The sequence below is a fragment of the Micromonospora sp. NPDC050795 genome, from assembly GCF_044456785.1.
Taxonomy (GTDB): Bacteria; Actinomycetota; Actinomycetes; order Mycobacteriales; family Micromonosporaceae; genus Micromonospora.
This window is the reverse complement of sequence record NZ_JBITGE010000018.1, coordinates 77,160-94,489: the sequence shown is the minus strand read 5'-3', so window position 1 is coordinate 94,489 and position 17,330 is coordinate 77,160. Positions and strand designations below refer to the sequence as shown.

Annotated in this window: 15 protein-coding genes; 11 read left to right on the top strand and 4 right to left on the bottom strand. The window is 72.8% G+C overall.

Translation table 11 applies throughout. The annotated features are described in order from the left end of the window. Positions 1-173 precede the first annotated feature (173 nt). The gene (gene eccCa, locus ACIBEF_RS17850) at positions 174-4,139 is read right to left on the bottom strand and encodes a type VII secretion protein EccCa (RefSeq protein WP_396794357.1); all 3,966 of its coding nucleotides are present in this window, start codon (positions 4,137-4,139) and stop codon (positions 174-176) included. Positions 4,140-4,305: 166 nt separating this feature from the next. On the opposite strand from eccCa, the gene eccD reads away from it, so the two are divergent. Further along, complete coding sequence (gene eccD, locus ACIBEF_RS17845; protein ID WP_396794356.1) at positions 4,306-5,703, top strand: type VII secretion integral membrane protein EccD; 1,398 nt, start codon at positions 4,306-4,308, stop codon at positions 5,701-5,703. A gap of 19 nt (positions 5,704-5,722) precedes the next feature. Here eccD and ACIBEF_RS17840 read toward each other — a convergent pair whose 3' ends face one another. Continuing rightward, positions 5,723-6,910 (bottom strand): type VII secretion protein EccE, encoded by a 1,188-nt coding sequence (locus ACIBEF_RS17840; RefSeq protein WP_396794355.1) that lies wholly within the window; start codon positions 6,908-6,910, stop codon positions 5,723-5,725. A gap of 163 nt (positions 6,911-7,073) precedes the next feature. Between ACIBEF_RS17840 and eccB the strand changes: the two genes are divergently transcribed. From eccB to ACIBEF_RS17800, 8 genes are all read left to right on the top strand, one after another. Further along, a complete protein-coding gene (gene eccB / locus ACIBEF_RS17835; protein WP_396794354.1) occupies positions 7,074-8,681 on the top strand; it encodes a type VII secretion protein EccB in 1,608 nt (535 codons plus the stop codon). 46 nt (positions 8,682-8,727) lie between these two features. Further along, complete coding sequence (locus ACIBEF_RS17830) at positions 8,728-9,138, top strand: hypothetical protein (RefSeq protein WP_355004994.1); 411 nt, start codon at positions 8,728-8,730, stop codon at positions 9,136-9,138. Beyond that, on the top strand, positions 9,131-10,426 hold the full coding sequence (locus tag ACIBEF_RS17825; protein WP_396794353.1) for a WXG100 family type VII secretion target: 1,296 nt from the start codon (positions 9,131-9,133) through the stop codon (positions 10,424-10,426). The genes ACIBEF_RS17830 and ACIBEF_RS17825 overlap by 8 nt, the downstream gene beginning before the upstream one ends. 205 nt (positions 10,427-10,631) lie before the next feature. After that, positions 10,632-10,991 carry a hypothetical protein gene (locus ACIBEF_RS17820; protein WP_396794352.1) on the top strand — a complete coding sequence of 120 codons (360 nt, stop codon included), beginning with the start codon at positions 10,632-10,634 and terminating at the stop codon, positions 10,989-10,991. Positions 10,992-11,148: 157 nt separating this feature from the next. Further along, a complete protein-coding gene (locus ACIBEF_RS17815; protein ID WP_396794351.1) occupies positions 11,149-11,967 on the top strand; it encodes a hypothetical protein in 819 nt (272 codons plus the stop codon). Positions 11,968-12,000: 33 nt separating this feature from the next. Beyond that, positions 12,001-12,342 (top strand): YkvA family protein, encoded by a 342-nt coding sequence (locus tag ACIBEF_RS17810; RefSeq protein WP_357200030.1) that lies wholly within the window; start codon positions 12,001-12,003, stop codon positions 12,340-12,342. A 31-nt stretch (positions 12,343-12,373) separates the two neighbouring features. Next, a complete protein-coding gene (locus ACIBEF_RS17805; RefSeq protein ID WP_357200033.1) occupies positions 12,374-12,781 on the top strand; it encodes a TIGR03618 family F420-dependent PPOX class oxidoreductase in 408 nt (135 codons plus the stop codon). Positions 12,782-13,003: 222 nt separating this feature from the next. Beyond that, on the top strand, positions 13,004-13,648 hold the full coding sequence (locus ACIBEF_RS17800; RefSeq protein WP_357227586.1) for a C39 family peptidase: 645 nt from the start codon (positions 13,004-13,006) through the stop codon (positions 13,646-13,648). 10 nt (positions 13,649-13,658) lie between these two features. On the opposite strand, the gene ACIBEF_RS17795 is transcribed toward ACIBEF_RS17800, so the two are convergent. Beyond that, positions 13,659-15,080, bottom strand: coding sequence for an aromatic acid exporter family protein (locus tag ACIBEF_RS17795; RefSeq protein WP_396794350.1), 1,422 nt, complete (start codon positions 15,078-15,080; stop codon positions 13,659-13,661). A gap of 97 nt (positions 15,081-15,177) precedes the next feature. On the opposite strand from ACIBEF_RS17795, the gene ACIBEF_RS17790 reads away from it, so the two are divergent. Then, the gene (locus ACIBEF_RS17790; RefSeq protein ID WP_396794349.1) at positions 15,178-15,777 is read left to right on the top strand and encodes a hemerythrin domain-containing protein; all 600 of its coding nucleotides are present in this window, start codon (positions 15,178-15,180) and stop codon (positions 15,775-15,777) included. Between the two features lie 67 nt (positions 15,778-15,844). On the opposite strand, the gene ACIBEF_RS17785 is transcribed toward ACIBEF_RS17790, so the two are convergent. Continuing rightward, entirely contained in the window at positions 15,845-16,027 is a 183-nt protein-coding gene (locus ACIBEF_RS17785; RefSeq protein WP_396794348.1) for an antitoxin, read from the bottom strand. A gap of 200 nt (positions 16,028-16,227) precedes the next feature. Between ACIBEF_RS17785 and ACIBEF_RS17780 the strand changes: the two genes are divergently transcribed. Then, positions 16,228-17,328, top strand: a complete 1,101-nt coding sequence (locus ACIBEF_RS17780) for an AI-2E family transporter (RefSeq protein WP_396794347.1) — start codon at positions 16,228-16,230, stop codon at positions 17,326-17,328. The last annotated feature ends 2 nt before the right edge of the window (positions 17,329-17,330 follow it).

Here is a 17,330-nt window from a genome sequence, read left to right as displayed (position 1 = left end):
CTTCGCCGCACCCCTCCCCCGCGGCAAGGCAGCAACACCCCACCGACGGACACTCCTGTGAAGACCGTAGCGGAACGTGTCCAGCCCTCGCAGCCCTGACCGGCGACGTTCGATGGATGGTGGTGAATCGGGCCGGAACGGCCCACCACCCCCTACCGAACGACCGACAGCGCTCAGACCGGCTCAGACCAGGCGGTCTGAATCAGCTGCTGGCCATCGCGACGGCGAACCAGGGTGCCCCGACCGGCCGGTTGCGGGCTCGGCCGCAACGTGCCGAAGACCGCGCCCTCCTCCCGGTTGCCGGACATCAGCAGGCCCGGCGAGTCCAACTCGCGCAGCCGTTGCAGCACCGGCTCGTACAGCGCCCTGGACACACCACCGACGCGGCGCGTGACGATCAGGTGCAGACCGATGTCGCGGGCCTGCGGCAACAACTCCTGGAGGGCGCTCAGTGGGTTGCTGCCACCCGATGCCACCAGGTCGTAGTCGTCCACCAGGATGTAGAGATCCGGACCCTTCCACCAGCTCCGATCACGCAGCTGGGCGGTGGTCACGTCCGGGCCGGGCAGCCGGTTGGACAACGCGCTGCGGATCGACCCCAGCCCCTGGGCGAATGCCTGGTTCGACGGGGCGTAGTCGAGCAGGTGGTCACCCTCCACCGCCCCCAGCAGGCCACGCCGGTAGTCGGCGATCACCAGCCGGGCCTGCGCCGGCGTGTACCGCTCGGTGATCCCCCGGGCGATCAGGCGCAGCAGGTTGGTCTTGCCGCACTCCGCGTCGCCGAAGACCGTCAGGTGCGGCTCGTTGACCAGGTCCAGGTAGACCGGCGCGAGTGCCGACTCGTTGACACCGATCGGGATACCGGGCGCCGAGCGGTCGATGATCCGGGCCAGCTCCGTCACCGGCAGCCGGCGCGGCAGCAACCGCACCTTCGGCGCCGGACGCCCCGGCCAGTTCGCCGCCACGTGCCCGGCCAGGGACAGCGAGGCCTCGCTCAGATCATCGATGTCGCGACGGCCGTCGATCCGCGAGATCGCGGTGAGGAAATGCAGCTTGTCCCGGGTCAGGCCACGGCCGGGCGACTTCTCCGGCACGTTGTTCGCCGCCCGACGGTCGATCTCGGACTCCGACGCGTCACCGAGGCGCAGCTCCAACTTGGTGCCGAGCAGATCCCGCATGTTGATCCGGATCTCCGCCCACCGCACGGCGGTGAGCACCACGTGCACACCGAAGCCGAGGCCCCGGTTGGCCAACGTGGTGATGGTCTGCTCCAGCTCCTCGTACTCCTGACGCAGGGTGTTCCACCCGTCCACCACCAGGAACACGTCGCCGAACGGATCGTCGGCGAACTCACCGGCGGCACGACGACGACGGTAACTCGCCACCGAGTCGATGCCGTGCTGGGCGAAACGACCCTCCCGATCGTCCAGGACGGCGACCACCTCGGCCACCGTCCGGCGGACCGCCTCGACGTCGCGCCGACCCGCCACCCCGGCCACGTGCGGCAACCGCTCCATGCTGCGCAGCGCGCCCCCACCGAAGTCCAGGCAGAAGAACTGCACCTCCCGCGGCGTGTGCGTGAGCGCCATCGAGGCGAGCAGCGTACGCAGCATCGTGCTCTTGCCACTCAGCGACCGACCGACGATGACCACGTTGCCGCCGGCCCCGGCCAGCTCGACCATCATCGGATCCCGACGCTGCTCGTAAGGGCGGTCCACCACCCCGACAGGCACTGTCAGTCGCCCGCGTCCGGGCCAGGAGGCGGTGCACAACCCGTAGGTCGGGTCCACCGCCAGCGGGCCGAGCAGCTCGCCCAGACCCGGCGGGTCGGCCAACGGCGGCAGCCACACCTGGTGCGCCGGGCGGCCCCGACCCTTGAGCTGGTCGATCAGCACGTCGAGCATCGCCACGGCCTTGCCGTCGGTTGGCTGCTCCGCCTCCGGAGCGGCGGCCACCGGCACCTGCGGGACCTGCACCGGCACGAAGTCGAGACCGTAGGGCACGATCCGGCGTTGCACCAGCGCCTGCGAGGCGGAGGCCTGCTGCCCCGGCGCCCGGTACGCCCCGGACACGTACGCGGCCCGGAACCGCAGCATGGTGCTGGTGTCCGTCTTCAGGTAGCCGTGGCCCGGCGCGTTCGGCAGCTCGTAGGCGTCCGGGACGCCGAGCACGATCCGGCTCTCCACAGCGGAGAAGGTCCGCAGACCGATCCGGTACGACAGGTGCGTGTCGAGGCCCCGCAGCTTGCCCTCTTCGAGGCGCTGGCTGGCCAGCAGCAGGTGCACGCCGAGGGATCGCCCCAGCCGGCCGATCATCACGAACAGGTCGATGAAGTCCGGTTTGGCGGCGAGCAGTTCACTGAACTCGTCACAGATGATCAACAAGCTGGGCATCGGCGCCAGCGGCTCACCGGCCGAGCGCGCCTTCTCGTACTCGAAGCGGGAGACGTAGTTGCCGGCCGCCCGCAGCAACTCCTGGCGGCGCACCATCTCGCCGGCGAGCGCGTCGCGCATCCGGTCGACGAGCGGCAGCTCGTCGGCCAGGTTGGTGATCACCGCGCTGGTGTGCGGCAGCGCCTCCAGCGAGGCGAAGGTCGCGCCGCCCTTGAAGTCCACCAGGACGAAGTTCAGTTCCTCCGACGAGTGGGTCACCGCCAACGCGGCCACCACCGTACGCAGCAGCTCGCTCTTGCCGGAGCCGGTCGCACCGATCACCAGACCGTGCGGGCCCATGCCCTCGTGCGCCGACTCCTTGAAGTCGAGCTCGACCACGTTGCCGTCCGGGCCGACACCGAGCGGGATGCGCAGCCGGTCGCGGTGCCCACGCGGGCGCCAGGTGTTCTGCACGTCCACCGCCGCGGCGTCACCGACGCCGAGCAGGTCCGGCAGCTCGGTGCTGCGGGCCAGCGGCTCGTCGCCGCCGGTCTGCTGCTGGGAGAGCCGGAAGGGGGCGATCTGTCGGGCCAACCCCTCGGCGGCCTCCGCGCTGAGCCGGTCGGGACGACCCAGCGTCGAGGACGACGTGCCCCGGACCAGGTCGAGTGAGCCTCCGTCGTTCACGTCAAGGCAGAGCAGCCAGCGGCCGGCGTCGCGCGGCACCGTCCCGGAGAGGTCGATCACGGTGGACCCGAGCAGACCCGGGCCGACCAGCTGGCAGGTCGGCGAGATCTCCCCGCCGTCGATCACCACGACCAGGTGCGGGGCGGTGGTCAGCGGCTTGGCCTCCGGCGCGAACCGGGGCCGCCCGGCCAGCTCGGCGGCGAGCGACGCCTCGGCCTCGGCCAGGCTGGCGAAGACCAGCCGCCGCGCGCCCGCGGCGTCCGTCCGACCGCCGTGGTGGGCGTGTGGCAGCCACTTCACCCAGTCCCAGGACGACTGCCGGTCGGGTGCGGCGACCACAGCGATCACCAGGTCGTCCGGTGCGTGGAAGGTGGTCAGCTGCCCCAGCGCCGCCCGGGTCAGGTCGAGCACCGGTTCGCGGTCGCCGCGCAGCACCACCCGACTGAAGGCGCGCACCGACAGCGCCGTCGGCAGTTCGGGCACAGTGGAGTGTGCCCGGACGAACCGGCGGAGCGCGATGGCGCTCATCGGCTCCAGGTCCTCCACCGGCTTCGTCTCCGGTGGGACGATCTCCACGGCGAGCCGCTGCGGGCCGAGGGCGATCCGGGTCTCGCCGAAGTCGTCCTCGGTGATCCGCCGCTCCCAGAGTCGCCGGGACGCGGCGATCGACCAGAGCGCGTCGGGCTCCGGGTGCCGCCAGGCCATCGCGGCCCGCTGCTGCTCGGCGGCACGCCGGGTGCGCTTGCGCATCTGCGCCAGGTAGCGCATGTAGTCACGGCGATCGGCGTTCAGCTCCGCCTTGTCCTTGCCGCCGCTGTTGGCCAACGAGCCGATCGCCATGCCGAGCATCGAGACACCGAACAGACCACCGGCGACGTAGGTCATCATGCCGCCGCCCTTGCCGGCGTAGAGGAACGCCATGGCGCCGACCCCGCAGAACATCGGCAGGATCATGAGCAGCTGCCCCATCCCGCGGGGTGTCGGCTCGGGCAGCTCAGGAGGCGACTCCAGCAGCACCTCGCCCCGCGGCAGGGCCGGCCCCGGCTGACGCGGGAGCCGGCGGAACACCACAGTGCTCACGGCTGTCTCCTCCCCAGAAGCGGCCCTGATGACGTGCGGCCCGCGGAACACCGCCCGCGGGTGGGCATCGTACGTGCCGTCATCGTAGGTAATCTGCCGTGTGCGCGGTGGACCCGGACCGCGGCATCCCAGCCAGCCGATCACAGACGCACACCTGGAGGCCACTGTGGCGACGAAGACGGCGACCGGCGGTCTCAGCCGGATCACCATCGTGGCCCCGCGTACCCGGATGGACCTGGCGCTGCCGTCGGACGTGCCGTTGGCCGACCTGCTTCCCACGCTGCTGCGCTATGCCGGTGAGGACATGGCCGACGAGGGTGCGCGGCGCGGGGGCTGGGCACTGTCCCGGTTGGGCGGTGCGCCCCTCGACGGTGGTCGTACCGCGGCGCAGCTCAGCGTCCGGGACGGTGAGGTGCTCTACTTCAATCCCCGGTCCGACGCCGCGCCGGAGATCGTCTTCGACGACGTGGTGGACGCGGTCGCGACCGCGACCAACCAGCGCCCAGGCGCCTGGCAGGTCGGCGCGACCCGCTCCTTCGCCGTGGTCTTCGCGGCGGCGGCGCTCGGCGCCGGCGCGCTCGCGGCCCTCTTCGCCGGTCCGCCGCACCTGCCCGGCGCGCTGGCCGCGCTGCTGGTCGCGGTGGCGCTGTTGGTGGGCGCGGCGGTGCTTTCCAGGGCCGCCGGTGACAGTGGCATCGGCGCGGTGCTGGCCCTGGTCGGCCTGGTGCACGCGGCCACCGGTGGCCTGCTGCTGCTGGCCGGTGATCGGGCACTGACCGACCTGGCCAGTCCGCATGTCCTGCTCGCGGCGACCGCCGCGGTGGTGGCCGGCGCGGTGGCGGTGCTGGCGGTCGGCGACCGGTACCCCCTCTTCTTCGCCGCGATCGGGGTCGCGGCCGCGACCGGCCTGGGCGCCGTGCTCTGCCTGGGCCTCGACCTCGACGCGGCGGCCTCCGCCGCGGTGGTCGCGGCGGTCGCGTTCGGCGTGGTGCCGGCGCTGCCGATGATGGCCTACCGGCTGGCCCGGCTGCCGGTGCCGTCGATCCCGACCGGTCCGGAGGACCTGAAGACCGACAGCGAGTCGGTGGACGGCCGGCAGGTGCTCCAGCAGAGTGAGCGCGCCGACGCGTTCCTGACCGGTCTGCTGTGGACGGTGTCGCTGCTGGTGCTGGGCGCGGAACTCGTGCTGGCCCTGGACGGGCGCCTGCCCGCGGTGCTGCTCGGCCTGGTGCTGGCACTGCTGGCACTGCTGCGGGCCCGTCCTCTCCTGGGCCGAGCGCAGCGCACCCCGGTGCTGCTGGCCGGCACCGTGGGTCTGGGCCTGGCCGCCGCGACCACCTTCGCCGGCGGGTCGCTGCCGGTCCGGCTCGGCCTGATCCTGGGCGGTCTGGTGCTCGCCGCGGTGATCAGCCTGATCTACGGTCTGACCGTCGCCGGCAAGCGCATCTCGCCGGTCTGGGGCCGCCTGCTCGACATCGCCGAGATCCTGCTCATCATCTCGCTGGTGCCGCTCGCCTTCTGGGTCTGCGGCCTCTACGGCTGGATCGTCAACCTCCGCCCCTGACCGTGCGCCCCCGCACTTCTCAGCGCGACCGCAGATACGCGGTGACGCCCAGCGCAGACGCGACCGGAGCGGTGGCGTAGACCCCCGGGCCGTGCTGACCGTCCATCGGCCGGGTGGACGCGCCCACCCGGCCGGCGACGTCGCGAACCACCTTGACCAGGGCCTCGACGTGGTTGTCCATCGCTGCGACCCGCAGCAGCGGTGCCGCCACCCGACCGTCCGACGAGACGGTCACGGCCACCGTGTGCGACGGCGCCGAGGTCGCGGTGATCGCGTCCACCAGCGGACCGAGCGGCGCGTCGAGTCGGCCCCGCAGAGCCATGCAGCGGTGCGTCCAGCCGCCGCCGCGCAACCCACGCCAACTCTCGGCCGGCGCCTCGGGCACCAGGTCGAGGCCGGCGGCCGACACGATGGCCGCACGCAGCTCCTCCCGGCCCAGTGGGCGATGTGCCAGCCCCGCCGAGGTCAGCGCCTTGCCGAGCCGGCCGATGCCGGCCGCCACCGTCCGGTGTACGCCGGTCAACCCGCCGCCCCGGCTCACCGCCTCGACCCGGGCGTCCCGGACGGTGAGTCGCACCGCCACCCAGACGGTCCGGTGCGCAGCCGGCGGCGCGCCGGGGGCCGGGTACCAGACCAACGTGTGCGCGACGACCTGGGCCCGGGAGATCGGGGCGCTGAAGTCCGCGAGCACCCGCAGTGCGCGATCCACGGCGGCGGCGTCGACCGAGCCGACCGCCGCACCGGTGGCGGACTGCAGGGCGACGGCGGCGAACCAGCCCTGGTCGTCGCGCCCGATGCCGAGCCGGGTGCCTCGGTCGGTCAACTCGATGACGCTCAGCTCGGGAGCGAGCGCAGCCAACCTCGGGTCGGTCGCCGTACCACTGGCCAGCGCTGCCGACGCCCGCTCACCACGTCGCCGCAGACGCCGGCGCAACAGCAGGTCCTCGAACCACCAACGGCCACCCCGACGGGCGAAGGCCGCCAGGACCACCAGCAGCGAAGCGACACCCGCCGCGGCGAGCACCCAGCTGGGTCCGGCCGTGGCGGCCCAGACGCCGAGGGCGCACAGCTCCAGGACGACGAGCTGCCCGACCAGCACGGGGCCGACCCGCCCACGTCCGGGCCGCTCGGCCGGGGGCGCCGGCCGGGTCGGAACGTCGACAGGGTCCGTGACCGCTCGGACGGGTGGCGCCTGAACCTGCGTCATCGCTGACTGTCCCTCCTGCACGGTACGACTCTGCGCCGGGTCTTCACCGGTGCCGGCCACGAGCGGTGGTCCCAAGGAACCACAGTCGGCCCCTTATCGTAGGGAAGCCCGCGACGGCACCCCGACCCTGATCGTCGCGGATCCACCCCGCCGGAGGTAAGTCATGCGGACCCGCCGCGATCAGGTGCAGGCGTACCGCTTCGTCACCCGCCGCATCGTCTCCGCCTTGCTGTCGGGCGATCCGGAGACCACCAACCTGCCGATGCGACGGCTCGGCATGGCCGTCTTCGGCAGTGTCCTCACCGCGGCCATCGTGCTGGGCGGGGTCGGCGCCTACGGCCAGTTGACCGGTGGCGCGGCACCGCTGGACGAGCAGACCCTGGTCATCGAACGGGAGACCGGCGCGACGTACGTGTTCATCCAGGGCAAGCTGCACCCGACGCTCAACTACACCTCGGCACGCCTCATCGTGAACGATGCGAGTGCGCAGGTGCGGACGATGTCCCAGGCGTCGCTGCGGGACCGGCCCCGCGGCGTCACCGTCGGCATCGTCGGGGCGCCGGACGCCCTGCCGGACCGCAAGTCGCTGACCGGCCTGCCCTGGTCGGTCTGCGACGTGCCCGACCCGGTCGACCGGCAGCGCTCCAGCACCCGGCTGGTGATCGACCGGGCGCTGCCCGGCGGCACGCCGCTGGGTGACCGGGCGGTGCTGGTCTCGGTGAACGACCAGCGGTACCTGGTCACCAACAACACCCGACTCCAGCTGCTCGATCCGTCCCGCACGATCACGGCGCTGCGGATGGCCGGCACCGAGCGACTCCAGGTCGGACAGCAACTGCTCAACGCCGTGCCGGCCGGGCCACCGCTGCGCCGGCCGTCACTACCCGGCGAGGGTCAGCCCAGCAGTCGCGCGGTGGCAGGGCAGACGTACAACGTCGGTTCGGTGTTCAAGGCCGCCGGGCGGCACTACGTGCTGACCCGGGACGCTCTCGTCTCGATCAGTGAGATCACCGCTCTGCTGCTCGTCAGCAATGGCGGCCGGATCACCGACATCACCCCGAACCAGGCCAGCGAGGCGTTCGAGGAGCGGCGGATCGAGGAGGAGGGGGTGCCGGCGACGATGCCCGCCCTCTACCCGGCCCAGCCCGGTCAGACCACGCTGTGCGCGACGTACCGCAAGGGCAGCGCGGGCGGCCCGCCGACCACCACCCTGGAGGTCTTCGACCGGGTGCCGACCGAGTTGACCGACAGCGACCCGGGCCTGGTGCCGGTGCGCCAGACCAGGCGCGACGCCGTACGCACCGCCGAGGCGGTGCTGCTGCCCGGCGGCAAGGGAGTCATCGCGCAGGCCTCGCCCGGTGCCGGGACCAGCGGTTCCGGTGCCGCCGGGTCGACGATCTACCTGATCAGCCCGCAGGGCATCCGGTATCCGCTCGGTTCGGCGGCGACTCTCGACGTGCTCGGTTACGGCGGGATCACCCCGCTGGCGGTGCCCGGCTCCCTGCTCGCACTGATCCCGACCGGGCCGACGCTGGACCGCGAGGACGCGTTCGCCGTCTTCGCTGCCGACGGGCCGGCGCAGACCGCACCGCCGTCGACCACACCGCCGTCGGCCGCGCCGAGGTCGGGCTCGCCGTCAGCGGCACCGCCGTCGGGCACGCCGTCCGCCGCGCCGCCGTCGGGGTCGACACCGTCGAGTCCGGCCAGTGGCACCCCGTCGAGCGGTGGGGCCGGCGGAGGGTCCACGGAATCGACCGACGCCGACGGCTGAGCAGCTTCGACGGGTCGCCCGGAGTCGCACTGGTGGACTAACCTGGATGCCGCTGACGGTTGTCAACCAGAACGACGGGGATGTTGCCATGGCCGGGCGTACGGAAGTCGACCTGTTGTCCCTTGAGGACTTCCACGAGCACCTGGCGTCGCGGTTGAGCCAGGCCGAGTCGGTGCTGCGCAAGCTCAACACGGAGATGCAGTGCCGTCCTCCGGCCCTTGGCTCGTTCTTCGACGCCACCGACAAGGCGCGTCGCTACAGCGAGGTCCACCAGTCCTATGTCGACCAGGCCGAACGGATCCGGCAGGCGGTGCTGGCGGCACAGCAGGCGACGAGCACGATCCTGAACAACTACCGCACCGCCGAGGCACGTAACGCGGCGAACGCCGACGATGTCACCGCCGCGCTGACCCCGGTCGACCGGGCGTTGCAGCCGAAGGAGGACGGGCGTGTCTGACTACACCCAGCGCTACCAGGGCAACAGCCACCAGCAGCTGTACGACGGCCTGATGGCGGGCAAGCCGGAGCAGATCGACGGCGTGGCCACCCAGTGGGCCGAACTCAAGGGCATCCTCGACGGTCTCGGCCGGGAGCTGAGCGGCGACCTCGACAAGCTCGCCAACACCTGGACGGGTTCGGCGGGTCAGGAGTTCCACCGACGACTCAGCTTCATCGTCGCCCACACCGACGCGCTGGGCGAAGGGATGGCCGGCATCAAGCAGGGGCTGACCATGATGGCCGACCATCTGCGCGACGCCCACAAGCAGGCTGAGAGCCCGGAGGAGACCGACGACAACGACAAGGCGATCGGCGGTGCGATCAAGGGTGGCGCGGTCTTCGGTCTGACCGGTCTGATCGTCGGAGGCATCGCGGGTCACCAGCAGGACAAGGCAGAGCAGGAGAAGGCCCACCAGCGGATGGTGAACCTGGTGGCCGGCCTGGCCAACAGTTACGAGATCTCCGCCTACGACCGGGTGGTCGAACCGCCCCCACCGGACCCGGACACGCCGACCACCGCCCGGAAGGACCCGACGACGCCACAGAGCGTCTCGGCGATCGCCCGGGTGAGCGGCGGCCCCCAGACCGGCGCCGACACCGGGCGCAAGGGTGACGCGACCATCTCGACGCCCGACCATGTCGCCCAACTGCCGGGCGACGGTTCGACGCCGGGCGAGGTCGGCGGGGTCACCGGCGGCGGGGCGGCTGTCGTCACCGTTCCGACCGGCGCTGGCAGCGACCTCGCTGGCGGCGGCACGTCCCTCGCCGGAGCCGACCCGATTCTCGGCGGCGCGCTGCTCGGCGGGGGTGCCGCCGGGCTGGTCGGGCTGTCCGGGCCGGCCGGCGCGCCCACTGCGGCGAGCACCGGTCCCGGCCTGCTCTACGGGGCGCAGGGCGGGGCACCGGCCGGCGGGGTGTTGCGCAGCGGCGCGCTCGCCGGCTCGGGCAGCGCGGCCCCCAACGCGGCTCGACCGACCGGCGGTGGCGCGGCCCCGGCGGAGACCCGCGCCGCCAACGGGGTCGGGCGCAGCATCGACGGCCAGCGTGGTGGAAGCGGCGGTCGTCCGGCCATGACCGGTGGCAACGCCCGGCCGGGGTCCGGCGGCGGTCGTCCCGGTGTGCTGGGCGGGCAGGGGCGTGCGCAGGACGACGACTCCGACGAGCGGCTGACCTGGCTGACCGAGGACGAGATGGTGTGGCAGGGCGACGAGAGGGCTGCGCCCCCGGTGCTCGGCACCGGCGACTGACCACGGCCCGCCGCCGGCCGGCACACGCCACCGGCGGTGCGCCCCGACGATTCACGGTGCCCCCGATCGGACCCGATCCGGTCGGGGGCGTCGCCGTTCCCGGGCCCTGATCGGCGGTGTCCACAGTGCGCATGGTGGTGGTAGTCACGCCCGCGCCGTCCATCGCCGTGCTGCGGTCGGCCGGAACGGGCGATAGGTTGGTCGGGTGTCGTCCGCAGCGTCCGTCCGCCCAGCCAGATGGGCTGTGCTGCGGTCACTGCGGGAACTGACCCGCCTGGCGGTCACCGCGCTGGTCCTCGCGGTCGGCCTCGGTGCCGCTCTCGCCGCGACCCCACCGCCCACCCCCACGCAGCTGCGGCCCAGCGCCGTGAGCAGCCGGGTGGCGAGTGTCAGCCCCGACGCCGGCCCGGCCGACGAGCGCGCCGGCCAGCCCGCTGAAGCCCCGCCGGCTGACACGCTCGACACCGCCACGGCGACCGGTCCGGTCGCGGCGGGCCCGGTGCACGTCCCGGCCGCCGATCCCGGCCGTGGCTCCCCCGCACGACGCGGCCCACCCACCCGCTGAGCCAGGCCCGGCGATCTCCGGGGCCCGATCCCGGCTGATCCTCCCGCACGGCACCTGAGTTCGCCGTCCACGGATCATCCCGCCACCGGGCCGACCGGTGCTGCCGCGCCTTCCTGCCGCCCGTCGATACCCGCCTTCGACCGCGAGGTGCTGTCACATGCAAACCATCCTCTCCGCCGCCCTGCCCGACCTCTCCCGGGCCGCCGTCATCTGGCTGAGCCTCCTCGGGGTGGTGGCCGTCGCTGTCTCCGCTCTCCTGCTGCGACCCGGCCGGCTCCGCTTCGACCCGGGTTCCCGGATCCGGCGCGCCGCAATGCCGAGCCAACTTGAGCAGGCCCAGGAGGAGCGGGAGCAGAGCCGCTACGCGCAGGAGGTCGCGGTGGCCGCCGAGCGGGCGACCACCACGGTGCGGCGCCGCCGGGCGGAGTGGGTGGCCGCGCAGGAGGCGGTCGAGGCGGCCTGGTTGGCGTACGAGGCGGCCGAGGCTGGCGTACGGCGGTTGGACGCGGCGGCCGCCATGCCGCTGCCGCACACCGTGCGGACCCCCGCCGAGTACGCGGACCGCGAGCGCTACCTGCACCGGGCGGCGCTGGACGCGTACTGGCGGCGGGAGCTGTCGGTGGAGCAGCTCAGCGACGTCTTCGCGCACCGCGACGGCTGGGACCCGCGACTGCACCCGGTCGAGCAGGAGCTGGTGCTCCAGCGGGCGATCCGGGACAACCTGGCGGCCCGGCACGCCGCAGCCCGCGAGCGGGAGCAGAGCGCGTGGCGGGCGGCGGAGTTGGCGGTTGCCGCGGCTCGCAGTCTGCGCGAGGAAGCGCACGCCGCGAGCGGGCGACGGGTCGCCGAGTCCGCGTCGGTGCTGCCGCTGAGCGAGGTCGCCCGACCGGTGGGCGCGCAGCCCCGGGAGAACGTCGAGCAGACCCGGGAGAACAAGGTGACCGCTCGCGGCCGTGCGACGGTGCCCGCGTTCTGAGCCGCGCGGGCTCTGGTGGGTTAGCGTGACGGCATGTCCCGACAGGCGTGGGTCCTCGTGGTGATCGCCAGCATCCTGGCACTCGCCACACTGGTCGGTGCCGTGGTGCTGGCGGTGCGGGTGGTGCGTACCCGGCGGATGCTGACCGGGCTGGGCGCGGGCGGCAAGGTCGCCTTCTACGGGGCGCTGATCTACACGGTCTTCCCGGTCGACGTGCTGCCGGACCCGATCTACCTGGATGACATGGGGGTCCTGGCCGCCGCGCTGATCTATCTGACCCGGCTGGTGCACCAGCGTCGGGCGGCAGGTCGCCAGCTGCCCGGTCAGCCGGACGCCCCGCCGGATCGGGGCCAGGTGCGCCGCCGCGTGCCATGATCGGGGTCGGTTCGGCGGACAGGGGACGGGCATGGCGGGCGATCATCGGTTGGATGTGCACGATGAGCGGGTTGTCGCCTTCTGCGCCGAACGACACCTGGCGACGCTGACCACCCTGCGGGCGGACGGCACTCCGCACGTCGTACCGGTCGGGGTGACTCTCGACCCGGCGGCCGGCCTGGCCCGGGTCATCACCTCCGGCGCCTCCCGCAAAGCCCGTCAGGTGGCGGCTGCCGGCGCGGCGGGCGCGGCGGTGGCGGTGTGCCACGTGGATGGCCGCCGCTGGTTGACCATCGAGGGCCGCGCGGTGCTGCGGTCGGATCCGGCCGCGGTGGCGGAGGCCGAGCGGCGGTACGCCGAGCGGTATCGGACACCACGCCCGAATCCGGAGCGGGTGGTCATCGAGATCACCGTGACCAGGTTGTTGGGCAGCCTCTGAGCTGACGTGTGTCCCCGATGACCGGTTCGGGTCGGGGCAGGGACGCCGTGCGGGTCCCGGTGCCCTCAGCCGCGGAATTCTCCGTGGAGCAGAGCCGTTACGCCCTCGGTACGCCCAGGGCCGAGACCACAGCTGGTCGGCCCCGTGTTGCGCCGAGCGCCATTCCCGGTGCTGCCGCCCTCCGCTTGTCGGAGCCGACAACCCCCGAACGGAGACTCGACCATGAACCCGATCGTCCAGAAGAGTGGCCTGTCCGTCGTCGGCCTGCTCGTCGCCGGTGGCTGCGCCCTCGGCCCGGCGGTGGCCGCGCAGGCCGCGCCGGCACCCGCCGCTCCGGCTTCGTCAAGCCAGACCGACAGGCACGCCGAGCGGGTCCTCGGCGTCGACTACCAGGCCCAGCCGAACTTCTACTACTGCGGCCCGGCCGCGACCAGGATCGCGTTGTCCGCCCAGGGCAAGGCGCTCTCGCAGGACGAGGTGGCCCGGCTGCTCGGCACCACCGAGGCGGGCACCCCCTCGGCCCTGGACACCACCCGCGTGCTCAACGAACTGACCGGCGGCAAGTACCGGACCACCGAGATCCGTGATTCGGTGGCCCGCCCCGACCAGGTCGAGCAGCTGCGTCGTGACGTGCTGGCCGCTGTGGACGCCGGCCGCCCGGTGGTGGCCAACATCAAGGGCACGACCGTGGACACCGACGGCAACCCGCACTCGTACGAGGGTGGCCACTACCTGACCCTCGTCGGCTACCGCGACGGTGGTGACACGATCCGGGTCGCCGACCCGGCCGACCCGGCGTTGGGCGAGTACTGGATGAGCCTGCCGAAGGTCGCCAACTGGATCGCCGAGCGCGGCTACTCCTCCTGATCCGGACGGTTCACCGGGCCGGCCTCTCCCGTGCGGGGCGGCCGGCCCGACCGTCGTCACGGGCCCGGGCGGCGAGGTGTGCGCGTCGACGGGCTCGGGCGGCGAGGTGTGCGCGTCGACGGGCTCGGGCGGCTCGCGTCGGTGGGGCCCGGTGCAGTTGTCGGCGGAGTGGCGGGTGGATCTCCGCCTCGCCGACTCCGGCCGCCCGGCGCACGATCCGGTTGGCGTCCTCCGGTTCGAAACCCGCTGCCCGGAGCAGATCGCTGGCCGCGGTACGCAGCCCGGTGACGAGGGATTCGCCGAACGACTTGACCCCGGTCGCCGATGCCCGCCCGGCCAACTCGGCGCACTGCTCGACCAGTCGACGGGTGCGCTGGGTGTCGTCACCGACCTTGCACTCCGCACGCATCTCCGCCACCGCCTGACCCAGTCGGCCCATCGCGTCCGGCAGCTCCGGTGGGATCGGCTCGTCGTACTGCAACGCGGTGGTCGACCAGCGGGCCATGGCGCGGGTGTCCAGCAGTAACCGCTCCAGGTGGCCCGCGCTGCGGGCGTAACGGTGGTACTGCTGCCGGCGGTGCCAGCGCACCGGGGCGATCGTCACCACCTCCTCGGCGCCGCTGAGCGCATCGTGCAACCGGCCCAGGTCGTCCTCGGTGCTGCGAAGCCGGTCGAGAACGCCCATGGTCCGGGCGACGTCGCGCCCGCGCATCGCCTGCGCCAACTCGTCGAGCTGCTCGCAGAGGATCGCGAAGATCGGTGCCGCGGCCCGGTCCAGCACCCGCATCGGGTTGATCGGCAACAACAGCGCGACCACCACCAGGCCGACCGCCCCACCGACGAGCGCGTCGAAGATGCGGGGCACCTCCAGGCCGCGTTGCATCGGGGCCAGCGTGGCGATCAGCACGGCGGTACCGCCGGCCTGCCCGACGAGCGGGCCGCCCTTGCCGGCCACCAGCAACGCGCTGGCGATGGCCAGCGCGACCACCACGCCGGTCTGCCACGGGCCCGAGCCGAGCAGGAATCGCAGCGTGTCGCCGATGATGATGCCCAGGGCCACGCCGCCCAACAGTTCGAAGGTCCGGCGGGCCCGCTGCCCGATGGCGGTGGCGATCGTACCGACGGCGGCGGCGGGGGCGAAGACGTGCGATCCCTGGCCGAGCAGATTCTTGGCGAGCAGGGCGGCGATGGCCGCGGCCAGCCCGGCCTGGATGGAGATCACCAGAGTGACCTCCCACTGCCGGGCCCGGATCCGGCCGGCCTGCCCGCCACGGTGCCGCACCCGCCGGACCGTCCGCTCGGCGGTCTCATCGAACCGCGACTGATCGCGGTCGGCGGGTGGGCGGTCGTCGGCCATGGCGGCGGTTACCCCGGCGGCGGCACGGCAATCGTGGCGGCCGGGCACCACCGCCACCGCAGGTACCACCGACACCGACGTACGCATCGTCAACCGTTGGTTTGTGCAGCCCCGTGGGGGTACCAGAGCCACACACCTCCCACCGATCCGCAACCGGTAAGGGGCCGTGACAATGACCAATCCACCGAACACCGACGACCACGACGCCGTCGACATCCTGGTCTCCGATCATCGTGCGATCGAGGCGGTGCTCGTCGAGTTGGCGACCCGGCAGGGCACTGCCGAGCACCGCCGACGCCTCGCCGACGTGGTGACCGCCGAACTCGTCCGCCACTCGGTGGCCGAGGAGGCGTACGTGTATCCGATCGCCCGAAAGGTGCTGCCCGACGGCAACGAGATCGCCGACCGGGAGATCGCGGAGCACGCCGACGCCGAGCGGACCATGAAGGAGCTGGAGTCAGCCGACCCGTCCGACCCCCGCTTCGACGAACTGCTCGCCCACCTCACCAGCACCGTCCGACACCACGTGGCGGACGAGGAGAAGGAACTCTTTCCGCGGCTGCGCGCGGCGACGGCCCGGGAGGAGTTGGTCGAGATCGCGGCCCGGGTGACGGTGATCAAGGAGATCGGGCCGACCCGGCCGCACCCGGGGAGCCCGGAGCACCCACCGGCGAACAAGCTGCTCGCCCCCGGCATCGGCCTGGTCGACCGGCTGCGCGACGCGTTGAGCGGCCGGCCGACCTCGATGGACGAGCTACGCGACAAGCGCTGACCCACACCATCCGGACCTGGCACTCCCGGGTCGCCGAGGTTCGGCGGCCCGGGAGAAACGCGGCTAGTCAGCGGACCTGATCGCCCTCACCGGTGCGCGCCTGGGCCTGGTCGACGCCCTTGTCGATCTGATCGCCGTACTTGCCGCCGGTGCGCCTGTCGGCCATGTCGCCGGCCTTCTCCGCACCCTGGTCGACCTGCTTGTCATGCTTGTCCGCGAAGTCCTTGGCCTTGTCCATGAAGTCACCCATGGCGTTCCTCCTCAGTCCGGTCCGTCCCCTTCGCGTTCCCTCGGCCGGACCACGCAAACGCCGCCGGTCCGGACGTGATCGGCGAACGCCCACCCGCGTCACTCCGGTCGACGTACGATCGCGCGGGCGTCGGCCAGCGATTCGGGTGTCGGGGCACGACCGACCGGGTACCGACCTCGTCGACATCGAGGAGGACCGACATGGCCGCAGAGGTACCCGGACCGACAGGCGGCCCCGGGCCGCGCCAGACCTGGGCGGCGTTGCCGTGGCTGGTCCGGACCGCCGTGTTGTGGAGCGCCTGCCTGGTGGTGATCGCCGCCGGGCTGTACCTGCTCGGCCGGATCGCCGTACTGTTGGCGCCGCTGGCCATCGCGCTGGCCGCCACCATCTTCCTCACCGCACTGCTGGATCCGGTCCTGCTGCTGCTGCGCCGGTTGCGCCTGCCGGCGGCGCTGGCCGCGCTCTGCACCGTACTGCTGCTGCTCGGCATCCTGGTCGGCGTCGGCGCCCTGGTGTGGAACCTGACCGCCAGCCAGTTCGATCAGCTCAGCCAGGAGTTGACGCAGGGGGTCGAACGCAGCCGGGACTTCGTGACGTCCACCCTGCCGGTCAGCGAGGCCCAGCTGAACCGGCTGGTCGACCAGGCCCGGGAGGGGCTCAGCGGCAGCTCACCGGATCCGGTGGCCGGCGCCCGGACCGCCACCGAGGTGTTCGGCTCCGCGCTGCTGGCTCTGGTGCTGCTCTTCTTCCTGCTCAAGGACGGCCGGTCCATGTGGCACTGGGTGCTGTCCCGGGTGTCCGGCCCGAACCAACCCGTGCTGGCCGAGGCCGGCCGCAACGGTTGGCAGACGTTGGGCGCGTACAGCCGGGGCACGATGTTCATCGCCGCGATCGACGCGCTGGGCATCGGGCTGGCTCTCGTGGTGCTGCGGGTGCCACTCGCCCTGCCGCTGGCGTTGATCACGTTCCTCGGTGGGTTCGTGCCGATCATCGGGGCGACGGTGGCCGGCGCGGTGGCGGTGCTGGTGGCGCTGGCCGCCAACGGGCCGGCCACAGCGCTGCTCACCCTCGCGGCGGTGATCGCCGTGCAGCAGATCGAGGGCAACCTGCTGGAGCCGCTGGTCATGAAGCGGCAGGTCCGACTGCATCCGGCGGTGATCCTGGTGGCGGTCACCGCCGGCACGCTGATCGCGGGCATCGCTGGCGCCTTCGTCAGCGTCCCGATCACCGCCGTCCTCTGGCGCGTCATCGACACCGTCCAACAGCGCCGCTCGGCCTCGGCTCTCCTGCCCTCGGAGTGATC

Coding starts and splice junctions, on each gene's coding strand:
- ACIBEF_RS17840 (WP_396794355.1), bottom strand. CDS start 6,910: ATGACGCAGGTTCAGGCGCCACCCGTCCGAGCGGTCACGGACCCTGTC.
- eccB (WP_396794354.1), top strand. CDS start 7,074: ATGCGGACCCGCCGCGATCAGGTGCAGGCGTACCGCTTCGTCACCCGC.
- ACIBEF_RS17830 (WP_355004994.1), top strand. CDS start 8,728: ATGCCGCTGACGGTTGTCAACCAGAACGACGGGGATGTTGCCATGGCC.
- ACIBEF_RS17815 (WP_396794351.1), top strand. CDS start 11,149: ATGCAAACCATCCTCTCCGCCGCCCTGCCCGACCTCTCCCGGGCCGCC.
- ACIBEF_RS17810 (WP_357200030.1), top strand. CDS start 12,001: ATGTCCCGACAGGCGTGGGTCCTCGTGGTGATCGCCAGCATCCTGGCA.
- ACIBEF_RS17805 (WP_357200033.1), top strand. CDS start 12,374: ATGGCGGGCGATCATCGGTTGGATGTGCACGATGAGCGGGTTGTCGCC.
- ACIBEF_RS17800 (WP_357227586.1), top strand. CDS start 13,004: ATGAACCCGATCGTCCAGAAGAGTGGCCTGTCCGTCGTCGGCCTGCTC.
- ACIBEF_RS17790 (WP_396794349.1), top strand. CDS start 15,178: ATGACCAATCCACCGAACACCGACGACCACGACGCCGTCGACATCCTG.
- ACIBEF_RS17785 (WP_396794348.1), bottom strand. CDS start 16,027: ATGGGTGACTTCATGGACAAGGCCAAGGACTTCGCGGACAAGCATGAC.
- ACIBEF_RS17780 (WP_396794347.1), top strand. CDS start 16,228: ATGGCCGCAGAGGTACCCGGACCGACAGGCGGCCCCGGGCCGCGCCAG.